9 protein-coding genes are annotated in these 12,494 nt (G+C 44.9%); 7 read left to right on the plus strand and 2 right to left on the minus strand.

The window, feature by feature from the left end:
* Positions 1-57: 57 nt before the first annotated feature.
* The gene (locus tag HW560_RS19905) at positions 58-906 is read right to left on the minus strand and encodes a helix-turn-helix transcriptional regulator (RefSeq protein WP_179265858.1); all 849 of its coding nucleotides are present in this window, start codon (positions 904-906) and stop codon (positions 58-60) included.
* 177 nt (positions 907-1,083) lie between these two features.
* On the opposite strand from HW560_RS19905, the gene HW560_RS19910 reads away from it, so the two are divergent.
* The 4 genes from HW560_RS19910 to HW560_RS19925 all read left to right on the plus strand — a co-directional run bounded on the left by HW560_RS19910 (position 1,084) and on the right by HW560_RS19925 (position 6,872).
* A complete protein-coding gene (locus HW560_RS19910; protein ID WP_179264382.1) occupies positions 1,084-2,490 on the plus strand; it encodes a family 4 glycosyl hydrolase in 1,407 nt (468 codons plus the stop codon).
* Positions 2,491-2,897: 407 nt separating this feature from the next.
* On the plus strand, positions 2,898-4,178 hold the full coding sequence (codB, locus tag HW560_RS19915; protein ID WP_179264384.1) for a cytosine permease: 1,281 nt from the start codon (positions 2,898-2,900) through the stop codon (positions 4,176-4,178).
* Positions 4,147-5,415: a cytosine deaminase gene (locus tag HW560_RS19920; RefSeq protein ID WP_179264386.1), complete on the plus strand. Its 1,269-nt coding sequence runs from the start codon at positions 4,147-4,149 to the stop codon at positions 5,413-5,415. Before codB ends, HW560_RS19920 begins: the two co-directional genes overlap by 32 nt.
* Before the next feature lie 218 nt (positions 5,416-5,633).
* Positions 5,634-6,872: a DUF418 domain-containing protein gene (locus HW560_RS19925; RefSeq protein ID WP_179264388.1), complete on the plus strand. Its 1,239-nt coding sequence runs from the start codon at positions 5,634-5,636 to the stop codon at positions 6,870-6,872.
* Between the two features lie 743 nt (positions 6,873-7,615).
* Here HW560_RS19925 and HW560_RS19930 read toward each other — a convergent pair.
* Positions 7,616-9,106, minus strand: a complete 1,491-nt coding sequence (locus HW560_RS19930; RefSeq protein WP_179264390.1) for a MocR-like pyridoxine biosynthesis transcription factor PdxR — start codon at positions 9,104-9,106, stop codon at positions 7,616-7,618.
* Positions 9,107-9,238: 132 nt separating this feature from the next.
* Here HW560_RS19930 and pdxS point away from each other — a divergent pair, with 132 nt between their 5' ends.
* The 3 genes from pdxS (at position 9,239) to HW560_RS19945 (ending at position 12,425) form a co-directional block, all read left to right on the plus strand.
* The gene (pdxS, locus tag HW560_RS19935) at positions 9,239-10,123 is read left to right on the plus strand and encodes a pyridoxal 5'-phosphate synthase lyase subunit PdxS (protein WP_218834999.1); all 885 of its coding nucleotides are present in this window, start codon (positions 9,239-9,241) and stop codon (positions 10,121-10,123) included.
* A gap of 261 nt (positions 10,124-10,384) precedes the next feature.
* A complete protein-coding gene (locus HW560_RS19940; protein ID WP_179264394.1) occupies positions 10,385-11,125 on the plus strand; it encodes a LytR/AlgR family response regulator transcription factor in 741 nt (246 codons plus the stop codon).
* 1 nt (position 11,126) lies between these two features.
* Positions 11,127-12,425 carry a GHKL domain-containing protein gene (locus tag HW560_RS19945; protein ID WP_179264396.1) on the plus strand — a complete coding sequence of 433 codons (1,299 nt, stop codon included), beginning with the start codon at positions 11,127-11,129 and terminating at the stop codon, positions 12,423-12,425.
* The last annotated feature ends 69 nt before the right edge of the window (positions 12,426-12,494 follow it).

Here is a 12,494-nt window from a genome sequence, read left to right on the forward strand (position 1 = left end):
TTGATTCAAAGAGGCAGCCGGCATAGACCGGTTGCCTCTTTGTTTAGCTACGACACTCTATTCAAATTTGGAAGGAGGCACGTTGTAAAATTTTTTAAATGCCTTGGAAAAGGTGAAGGGATCGGGATAGCCCAGAAATCCGGCAATTTGCTGAATCGTATATTTTTTCTCGTACAGATAGTCACGTGCCCGGTTCATCTTGATTTGATTGATATACTGTCCCGGCGTAATACCCAGAATTTTCTTGAACAAAGAAATAAAATATTTCTCTGAGATACCTGCAATGGCCGCAAGCTCGTTAACTCGGATGACACGATGCAGATTCGCATCCACGTATGGGAATACGTTCTGCAGAACCTCCAGACTTCCTTCCGTTTTCCGCGGTTTTCGGTCTTTTAGAAATTCACCGTTATATAGACCTTGCCCATGAAGCTCCAAAATTTTGGCAATCACCAGAAGCAGAGAAGCCTTCAAGTAGAGTGGACTTCCGGCAGCTCCGCTGTTCTGCTTGAACCTTCGATAGGACGAGGTGAACAGCGTTGATTCCTCCCGAATAAGGTTGCCTGGTACGATGCCCGGCAGTTGAAACTCGCCCAGAATTCGCTTTTGCTCAGCAATGCTGAAATCAAAGTGCATGTATATGAATCGGCACTCTCCAGTCGTGGAAGCAAGATAGGGCATATCTGGATAAAAAAATACAACGTCACCCGGATCCGCCATATGTTCGATCCCATCGATGGTAATCTTGACGGAGCCTGCTGTAATGAACCACAGATCATAATCGGAATGTGACTTGTGCTCAATCCAATGGCTGTCATGAGTTTGTTCCAAATAAGAGCTCATGCGAAGTGTGATATACTCCGAAAGTTCATCGATTATACTCATATTTACAGTCCCTGTATGCATTGGATTCAATTCATTCCTCTCTACTTTATGACATCCTTCGATTTATAACTAATATAACCAAGGCTTTATCTCATGCTAATCATCGTACCATATGACATGTATTGAAAACTATCACACATTCCGATCTCAGGCCACTCCCCTATAATGAACTTATATCGTGAAGAGGAGGGGTTCGTAATGAATGGTACAAACATACAGCACCCAAAGGTAGTCGTAATTGGAGCAGGCAGCCTGTTTTTCGGTCGTCAATCCATCTGGCAGATGGTTCACTCACCATACTTGAACCAGGGAACTTTGGCCTTAGTGGATACGGACGAGGAACGGCTCTCGAAAATGGTAACACTAGCAGAGATGGTCGCCCGGGAGAACAACGTATCCTTAAAGATTGAGGGCTCGGTGGACCGAAGACAAGTGCTGCCGGGAGCTGACTTCGTTGTGCTTAGCTTTGCAGAGCAATCAGTCAAATACCGGGGAATTGACTGCCAAGTCTCTCTAAAATACGGCATTCGTATGTGTTCTGGCGATACGATTGGACCGGGTGGAATCTTTCGCGCGATGAGGGAACTGCCAGTTATTATGGAATGCGCCAAAGATATTGAGGAGCTGTGTCCTGATGCCTGGGTGATTAATTATATTAACCCGTCTACCGTTCATGGCATCGCGTTACATCGCTATGCGCCGAAGCTCAAATCGTTTGCGCTATGCGATAGTCATCATATGCCGCATAAGAAAGCCTATTATGCTGTAAGAGCCGGAATCATCGAAAAGACAGATGAGTTCACCCGTGAGATTGACCGGAAATTCGATTTCCGCATCGCTGGTGTCAATCATTTTACTTGGCTGCTTAAAGCGGAATTCGAAGGAAAAAATGTGATGCCCCTAATCGCGGAAGCTATGCGCAAAATGGCAGGTGATGAAAACAACGGCGGTGATCGCGGCGCAAAAGCTATTTTTAACGATGCGATTACCTATGAACTGTATGATATTTTTGGAATTATCCCCACTTGCACAGCGCATACGAAGGAATATGTTCGGTATTGGCAAGGTCTCGGCAAGACTACAGACACAATCCCGCCATTATCCATCTGGGAGACAGAGGACAGGTATCAGCGTCACGATGAAATGTGGAGTCAGGTCGATGACTTTCTTACGGGAACTATCCCGATTGCCGATTACATGAGCACCTTTGGCCCGGATCATGCGACGGATATCATTGAGAACATGGTAGGAAATTTGGGGAAGAAATTTTTCATCAATACGCTTAATCAAGGCGCGGTAACCAATATGAATGCCGATTCGTTCCTGGAAGTGCTGTGCGACGTGGGCATGGATGGGGTAAAGCCAGTTCATGTAGGCGAGATGCCGCGCGGTGTAAGAGGTATGCAAGAACTTGTACTGGATACACATGAGCTGACGGTCGAAGCAGTTCTGGAACAGAGCTACGAGAAGCTGAGAAGGGCGATGCTCACCGATCCACTCGTGAATTCCATCAGTGACGCGGACAAAATCATTCATGAATTGTTGGAACTGGAGCGTGATATGATTCCCGACGTCTGGTACAAGGACAGACTGCAGTATAGCTAATAAATAGATAACGATATAAGACCACGTAGTTTCCTTCAGAAGGATTAGCGTGGTCTTTGGTTTTATTATGAAATCCTATTTCATTTAAAAGATAAAGAAGAATAAAAAAAGCTTATTGTAGCAGCGATTTATAACCATTGGATAATAATGACATTGACATGTGCGGCTTTTTCTAAAATAATAAACGTAATTGAATACTGGTACCTTTAATTCAGTCCAGAGAGGCTGGCAAGGGCAGCGGATTTTATAATCACGCGGGAATCAGGGCATATCCCCTCAGGGATGCTCTGCGTCTTCGCGCGGATTATGATGCAAAAAGAGGCTACTTGTCAGCACGTAACTTGACGAGTAGCCTCTTTTTTCTGCTTTTTTTGGTATCAGATACACTTTAAGCTGGAGGTATTCTGATGAGTAAACAAGATCAAGAGTTTTCATGGCAAGAGGTGCCAAAATCGCAGAGAAACCAATTTTGGAAGACGTTGTCCGTCATGCTGGGTTTCACCTTCTTCTCGGCAAGCATGCTGGCAGGGGGAACGCTTGGAGTCAGCTTGACGTTCATCGAGTTCATTGGCATCGTGCTGGCCGGCAATCTGGTGCTCGGCATCTATACAGGAGCACTGGCGCATATCGCTGCCAAGACGGGCCTTTCCACACATTTACTTGCTAAATATGCGTTCGGTGCGAAAGGATCGTACCTGCCATCGTTCCTGCTGGGCTTTACACAGGTCGGATGGTTCGGGGTAGGCGTGGCCATGTTCGCAATTCCGGTTGCTAAAGCGATGGATTGGAACGTGTACCTGCTGATCTTACTGTTTGGTTTTGCTATGACGGCGTCAGCCATCTTCGGTATGAAGTCGCTTGTCATCTTGGGTTATATTGCGGTTCCGGCAATTGCTATTCTCGGCGGTTACTCCATGTTCGAAGGGGCAGGATCGCTGGGAGGTTTACAAGGGTTGCTTGATTACACGCCGACAGAGACACTCACCGCGGCAGCAGCATTAACCATTTGTATCGGATCATTCATTAGTGGCGGAACGCTGACGCCCGATTTTGCCCGGTTTGCCCAGACGTCCAAGCAGGCGGTTACCGCAACGGTGATTGCCTTCTTCCTGGGTAACTCGCTAATGTTCCTGTTCGGGGCAGTTGGTGCAATGGCTTATAACCTGGCTGATATCTCGGAGGTTATGTTCCTGCAAGGCTTGCTCATTCCCGCAATCATCGTTCTTGGACTCAATATCTGGACAACCAACGATAATGCCTTGTACGCCTCCGGATTAGGTTTTGCCAACATCACTAAAATTTCGAAAAAGTTCTTCGTCATCGTAAACGGTATTGTGGGTACTGTATTTGCCATGTGGATGTACAACAATTTCGTCAGCTTCCTGAATGTGCTGGGTGCAGCGGTACCGTCCATTGGGGCGATCATCATCGCGGACTACTTCTTCGTGAAGCGCAGAAACTATAAACCGTTTGCCGAGATGAGTTTCAAAACGGTAAACTGGGTAGCGATGGTGGCTTGGGCCATCGGCGTTGCGTTTGCCCAGCTGGCTCCAGGAGTAACACCACTGAATGCACTGCTCGGTACGGCGGTGGCCTACATCGTGTTGATGCTGATCGTTCCTAACAAAGAATCCAACCTAGAAAAGGGGAAAATAAATGATTATAACGAACGCAAAATTGCGGGGTAAAGAAGGTCTATGGAATATCGTCGTGAAGGACGGGAAATTCGAACAAATTACGCGTGAGCAGCAGGCTACTGCAAATGAGGAAGTACTTGACGTCAACGGTTCACTTGTACTGCCGCCATTCATTGAGCCTCACATCCATCTGGATACAACGTTAACGGCTGGCGAGCCGGAGTGGAATTTGAGCGGAACGCTGTTTGAAGGCATTCAGCGCTGGTCGGAACGCAAAGCATTCTTGACGCATGAAGATGTTAAAACCCGCTCCAAAACAGCACTGAAATGGCAAATGGCGCAAGGAATCCAACATGTGCGGACACATGTGGACGTTACAGATCCAAGCTTGACGGCAGTCAAAGCGATGCTTGAAGTAAAAGAAGAGATGGCACCTTACATCGACATCCAGCTTGTGGCTTTCCCGCAGGAAGGTATTCATTCCTACCCGAACGGTGCAGAACTGCTGGAAGAGTCACTGAAAATGGGCGTTGACGTGGTCGGCGGCATTCCGCACTTCGAATTCACAAGAGAATACGGCGTCGATTCGATGAAGGTTGCCTTTGACCTTGCTGAAAAATACGACCGTCTAATCGACATCCATTGCGACGAGATCGATGACGAGCAATCCCGCTTTGTGGAAGTTGTTGCGAAGGAAGCCTACGAGCGCGGACTGGGCTCTCGCACAACGGCAAGTCACACGACGGCGATGGGGTCTTATAATGACGCATATACGTACAAATTGTTCAGATTGCTGAAGATGGCTGACCTCAATTTCGTCTCTAATCCGCTGGTCAACATTCACCTGCAAGGACGCTTCGACACGTATCCAAAAAGAAGAGGTCTGACTCGCGTCAAAGAACTTCAGGAAGCTGGTCTTAACGTGTGTTTTGGTCATGATGACATTTTTGATCCATGGTATCCGCTAGGAACGGGCAACATGCTCCAAGTACTGCACATGGGTATTCATGCTTCGCAGTTGCTGGGTTATGATCAAATCGTGAATTCAGTTGATCTCATAACAAAAAACAGCGCAAGAACGTTGCACATCGAGGATGTATACGGCATTGAAGAAGGAAAGCCTGCCAACTTCATCGTTCTTGAAGCAGAGAACGAATATGAGGCTGTTCGCAAACAGGCTGGTGTACTCTACTCGTACAGAGGTGGACGCAAAATCGCGGAAACAAAACCGCGAGATATGTCCATCATTTTGGAGAGCGGTACAGAGAAGGTTACTTTCAATAAATAATGAAGAAAATATTACCCATTAAAAGTCGCTATTTTAGCGGCTTTTTTAGTTTAGAAGATGAGGTGTAATTAGAGGGAAATCAAATGGAGGACATGGTACAAACTGGGATGGCTTCGAATTGAAAGTATTGGAGTTCGTGACAGAGTTATAGTTGAAATTTTGGAAAGATTTAACGTATATTTAGGATTGATCTTTATGCTATAGACAGAGGTGATTGATTGAGCACATCAAAAAAGCGCATCCAATTAATTGATGGACTGCGCGGATTCAGTCTGGCCGGTATCGTGCTGGCGAATATGCTGGCTTTCCAATACGGAATGTTCGGCCAGAGTAAGCCCCAACTATTCGGAATCGGTGGTGTAGACCAGGCATTTCTCTCGTTTCTGCAGATCACTGTGGTAGGTAGTTTTATGCCGATCTTTGCCTTCATGTTCGGCTTCGGTATGATCAAACTGTCAGAAAGCCTTCAATCGCGAGATTTACGACCAAAGTGTCATCTTGCCCGGCGTTTTCTACTACTGTTTGGTATCGGATTGCTGCACATAACCTATCTTTGGGAAGGGGACATTTTATCGTTTTACGGTGTACTCGGTTTCTTTCTGCTGATGTTCCTGAATCGAAAGCCAAAAACGCTGCTCATTTGGGCGGTACTGCTACTTGTCGGAGCAGGGCTGCTAGGTTTGCCGGCATCCAATCCAATGAATCCGCTATCTATTGAATCCATTCATATGGAGAACTACATCATTCAAAGTCAGGATGTATACGGTAATGGCAACTACGAGGAGATCAGGGATTTCAGCAATAACGGCGATCCATTCGGTGGGGATTTGGATGTGTCATTTGCCTTGTTGGCCCTGGTATTAGCCCCGCTAATGACGGTACCGATGTTTTTGCTTGGTATGCACGCTGCCAGAAAGGGCACGTTTAGCAATCCTCAGGCAATGAGGCATATGTATTTACGTCGTGCCTCGTTCTTGATTCCAGTTGGTTTGATACTCAAAGCATACGGTGTGTTGGCGCCACAATTTGGTGCGGAAGGATGGCCCGGAATCGGAATCGGCGGGACGCTCGGGGGAATGTTGCTTGCACTCGGATACATTTACGCATTTGCAATGTTATACGCAGGTAGTCGCCGTTATAGCCTGATGCGCAGGTTTGAGGCGGTCGGCCGTCTCTCACTGACGAATTACCTGATGCAGAGTGTCATCTGTACGACTATTTTTTATGGTTACGGTCTAGGTCTGTTTGGGCGTGCTGGAGTAATCATTGGAGCAATTATTGCACTTGCTGTCTATGGTACTCAATTATGGCTCAGTCCGTTATATCTTATGAAATTTAGCAGTGGGCCAGTAGAGTATCTCCTTCGGATCTGGACATATCTATCTTGGAAAGGACAGCCAAGAAAGAAGAAAAGATCGAACACGAATTTGCAAGATAGTGCTCCTAGAGTGCACTGAGCATAAAACGTTGATACAAATGCACAAAGAAGGCCTTTCTGTTAAAAGAAGGGTACCTTTGTGCCGCAGCAATCATCGACCAAAGCATGAACCCTAAAGTATGTCTCAACAACGCTCTAAAAAGCGATACATCCCGATATAGTGTCTCAGGTTCCTTAGATTTCTGACATCTTGACCGCACGTGAACCACACATTTTGCACATTCAGAATGTAGCGAGTCTAATACATAAGCTAACTATTATAGTGCGGGCAGCGTTAAGGTATACGAAATGAAAGATGCAGCGTATACATCCGACTGTTTCCACTCGGACTTGAAAGGATCGTTATGGTGCTAAAAATAATTAATTTTCTTCTGTTATTGCTGATCATTTGGGTAGCAATCCTATATCCTTTTCGTTTTGCTTGGTTTGAAGGCTTAAAACAGATTCCTGAAGATCTTCATGGTGTTTATTTACTTTTCTTGTTCTTTGGATATCTTATATGTTCATCTGGTATGGGACTTTTAGTTGGGAAGATGTGTTTTAAACGAAAAGAACAGTAAACCATTTGAGGGCATCTTTTGTATTCAGCTAGGAGGGCAATGGTTGTAACATAGTGAGTCATGCCCGACTAGCTGAAGTTGGAGGGAGGGGCAGAGGTCCTTTTGGCAGATGCCTCTCCAATTCGGAAAACTTGAAAAGCTCGACAATGCTCCTTCTAACAAATGATGATCTTCTTGTACTGCATTTTTGAAACGAGGTTCCTTACAATGCAGCTGTGACAGCATTTTTTAATTTGGATACGCCTGCCTGTAATTGAACATCTGACAAATGTGCAAATGATAAATAGATACCATACTTCGTACCGTCAGACGTTGAACTGCTGACCTCTGAGTATATAACCCCTTCCGATCTAGCCGCTGCCCGAAAGACTTCATAAGTGGATGCATCACCTCGCCACCAGCCAAACACGTGCAGACCGGCTTCATTTTCCACCCAGTCAAACCATGTTGAGAGTTGTTGGTTCAAAAGTTTGAGTAACAGATGAAATTTGCGGCTGTACAAACGATTCATCCTACGCAGATGACGCTCATATTGGCCGCTTGTCATAAATGCAGCTAATGCGCGCTGCTCGATCAGATTGACGGGTCTAGGCTCGTATAATGCCTGTGCTTTTCGAAAGGTGTCTGCCAAAGTGGGAGGAAGAACCACATAGCCAAGCCTTACTTCTAAAGGCAAGGTTTTGGTGAAGCTGCCCAGGTAGATTACGCGCCCCGCTTTATCCAGTGTTTTTAGCGGTTCAACATGCATTCCACGATATCGGAATTCACTATCATAATCATCCTCGACAATCATGGCATCCTGACGATGTGCCCAGTCCAGCAAGGTTTGTCTGCGTTCAAGGCTGAGCATCTCGCCAGTAGGAAATTGTCGTGACGGCGTCACAAACAACATACGTGCTTCCCAGTTTTGAGGAACAACGCCTTGACCGTCGAGATTGGCTTCAATCAACTTTGCACCCGCAGCCACAATGGCTTTAGAAATCCCGATATAACAAGGACTTTCGGTCACGACATGATCCCCGGGATCTGCAAGTAATTGAGTGAGTAGAGCTATAGCTTGCATAGAACCGGCAGTCACTGCAATATGATCTGCATCGACTTGAATCCCCCGCATTCTCCGAAGGTAGGCCGCAATGGCTTCTCTCAATTTCGGATCTCCGGTTGAACTAACAAAAGCAGAGGTTGTTTTCGTGTGATGCTCGCGATTTCGGATCTCTGCATACAATCGATTGTTCCATTCATCGTAAGGGAATTTGGATAAATCAGGCTGGTATTTGCTAAAGTCAATCACGTCGTCGATTTCTTTTCTGGAATCACTTGCTTGTGCATTGGTTTGTGAATTCCTTTGAGTGGTCTGCTGTTCAAACTGCTGAATACGATTCCCCCAGGCTGATAAGTGATGAGTGCATGCTTTCTCGGTGGACGCATCATTGCTTAAATCCAACTGATAAGCAACAAAGGTTCCTCTCCCATGCTCGGAATGAATATAACCTTGAGCAGTCAACGTATCATACACCTGATTCACTGTTCCGCGGGAAATGTGATACGTCGCAGCTAACTCTCGTGTAGATGGTAACTTCTCGCCATGCACCAGGTTACCTTCTTGAATAGCATCACGAATTGCTTGATAAAGAGCCTTCATCTTGGTATATTTTCGGTTCAAATATGAAGTGTAAGCTACATGAAATTGCATATGCCCTCCAGAGGTTATTTGATAAGTGGTACAATAAAAACCGAAAATATTGGATCTTTTTACTTGTCCATTCTCATTTTATACTAAATCATAGGTTGAAGTGAAACAATAAAGTTAAATAGGAGGAATACAATCATGCAAACAGGTACAGATCGTGTAAAAAGAGGAATGGCTGAGATGCAAAAAGGCGGCGTCATCATGGACGTCATGAATGCAGAGCAAGCTAAAATCGCTGAAGCAGCGGGCGCAACAGCTGTTATGGCTCTTGAACGGGTTCCCTCCGATATTCGCGCAGCTGGCGGTGTAGCTCGCATGGCAGATCCAACCATCGTGGAAGAGGTTATGAAGGTTGTGTCTATTCCGGTTATGGCCAAGGCTCGTATCGGTCATTACATAGAGGCCAAGGTGCTTGAATCTCTGGGTGTGGATTACCTTGACGAAAGTGAAGTTCTTACGCCTGCAGACGAAGTGTTCCACATCGATAAACAGGAGTTCACTGTACCCTTTGTATGTGGAGCCAAAGATTTGGGAGAGGCGCTGCGTCGTATTGGCGAAGGCGCATCGATGATTCGTACCAAAGGTGAGCCTGGAACGGGCAACATCGTTGAGGCAGTTCGTCATATGCGTCTGATTAACAGCCAGATCCGCAAAGTGCAAAACATGTCCAAGGATGAGTTATACGCTGAAGCAAAAAATCTGGGCGTAGCTTATGAATTACTGCGTGATGTACATGAAAATGGAAAACTTCCTGTCGTTAACTTTGCAGCAGGCGGTGTAGCCACTCCGGCAGACGCAGCACTAATGATGCATCTGGGAGCAGACGGTGTGTTTGTAGGGTCCGGTATTTTCAAATCAGATAGCCCTGAGAAATTCGCTCGTGCAATCGTTGAAGCTACAACACATTATACGGATTACAAACTGATTGCTGAAGTATCCAAAAACTTGGGCGCCCCTATGAAAGGCATTGAAATTTCTAAATTGTCTCCAGAGGAGCGCATGTCCAACCGCGGTTGGTAAGTGTGAATAGAACAGCGGATGTAAAGTAGTGTTATGATGCTGCACAGCGCTGTAGATGAGTATTGAGATTGATAAACAGAAATAAGTGCTCGATAACTATTGAACAGTTAGACCGTTAATCTGAAAAGGTTAACGGTTTTTTTGTGCATTTTAGGGTCTGAATCATGCGTTTCATCTCAATACAGCCCTTAAACCTGTGATAAAATAGTATATTTGAGAGTGAAATTCAGCGTCGATGTCAAGAAAGGCGGATGTTCAAACATGTTCCATGTTGCAATCTGTGATGACGAGGAGAACCAAAGAGAACTTGTGAAAACGATGCTTATCTCCTTATCTCTAAAAACGAATATTGATTTTCAAATTACATTATTTGCATCAGGTGAGCAGCTCGTCTCACATTATAAAAACGTTGGGGACACGTTTCATATCCTCATTATGGATGTGGAGATGAGCGGAATGAACGGAATCCAGACAGCCAAAGAAATCAGGAAGATGAAGTATCTGGACGTGCAAATCATGTTTCTGACCAGCTATCCCGAGTATATGGTGGAGAGCTTTGATGTGGTTACTTTTCAATATCTGATCAAACCAATCCTGCCGCAGATCTTCGAGGAGAAAATGATCAAGCTGTGCCAATATTTCAAAGCGTTGGACAAAAAGTATGTACTGATTAAGTCAGACTATGAAGAGCTTCTGTTGAAATACGATGATATTCTCTGGATTGAGGTTATGAAGAGTTTGACGATCAAGAACAAATTAAAATTTGTGACTCAGGAAAATGCGTATGAGAGCAAAGGCATCCTATCCGGTTACGCTGCCGCTTTGAAAGATCATGGTTTCTTGCAAATTCATCGATCGATTATCATCAACCTGCTGCATGTTCAGAAGTTTGCCGGTACCCAGGTCATCATGTTAAATGGTACGGAATTGCCCATAGGCCGCTCCAAAGTCAAGGAAGTCAAGGATGCTTATACCAAATATATGATCATGAGGATTCAGTGATATGGATATGTACGTAAACTTGTCTGTCTTCGTCGTTCCTTTACTTATGGCATTCCAGGTGAATTTTTATTTCAATTCCGTGCTGGGCAAGTCCAGACAAAAGCCATACAGAGTAATTTATTTCATTATATTTGTTGTACTGGGATATTTCTATTGGGTATCTTCATTTTCACCTGTCGTATCGTCCGCTTTTGCTTTGTTACTCATCTTCAGCCTGGCACAATCCTATGAGGTGGAATTCATCATAAAACTGGCTTTTACCATCCTCTATGCTGTACTGCTCACAACGGTAAATTACATTGCCGTATATATTATGAGTGCGATCGATTCTACGGATTATAGTATATGGGATCATTTCAACGTGGATTATCATTGGGTGTTCTCCAAAGTAGTATTGCTTGGTTGCAGTATTATGTTCATTGTTATTCAGATTGTGCGTTTGATTGCCAAACGGAGAAGTTTCGCTATGCATTATCGTTATTATCTCTTGTTTCTGATCGTTCCCACCATTACGATCTATCAGATCAATGTAGCCTCGACTTATAGTGAAAAAAACATATACTATGTCGTTTCCGTGCTGGGCTCCCTTTTTCTAAATGTGTTCATTGTTTATGTATTCGATAATATGGTGGAAAAGGTTCAGCTCGCGAATGAAAATGCTCAATTACAGCGTCAGATGGATTACCAGGATGCCAACTATGAGAAAACAGTGCACAGTTTCAAAAATGTAAAAAACATCATCCATGATATCAATCAGCAGTTCCTGTACATTGAGGAGTGTATTAAGCAAAACAAGCTTGATGCGGCAGGCGATCATATTAAACTCACGCTGAATAAGATTGAAGGAGCGTACCAACGGGTAAATTCCGGCAATCTTGTTATTGATGCTCTTGTTACGAATACGATTGCATTGGGGCAGGCCAACGGGATCAAAATCGACACCCGTATTCAACTTCATTCACAACATATCCATATTGACCGTTATGATCTGTGTGTTGTGCTCGGCAATATGTTGGATAATGCGATCGAAGCTTCCAAGAAAGTCAGACATGCCGAAGACCGATACATCCTGGTCGCAATTCACTCCACGGCGTCTGCACTTGTAATCCAGATTCTGAATCAGGTGGAGCAGAAAGTGACTCACCTCAAGAGTGAGAAGCCCAACCCGGAGTATCATGGGATCGGCCTAACCAACATTTCGAGAATGTGCGAAAAGTATGGTGGACATATGAGTATTGAGAATCAACATCGGACGTTTAATAACATGGTCGTGCTTCCTTTTGACATGAGAAGTCACTGAACATACCGTTCGGGGATTGTTTTTTTCCATTCAGGGTTCGTTATCGCTCTATATGCTTCGTCCCCGATA

Source organism: Paenibacillus sp. E222 (assembly GCF_013401555.1).
In the GTDB taxonomy this organism is placed as follows: Bacteria; Bacillota; Bacilli; order Paenibacillales; family Paenibacillaceae; genus Paenibacillus.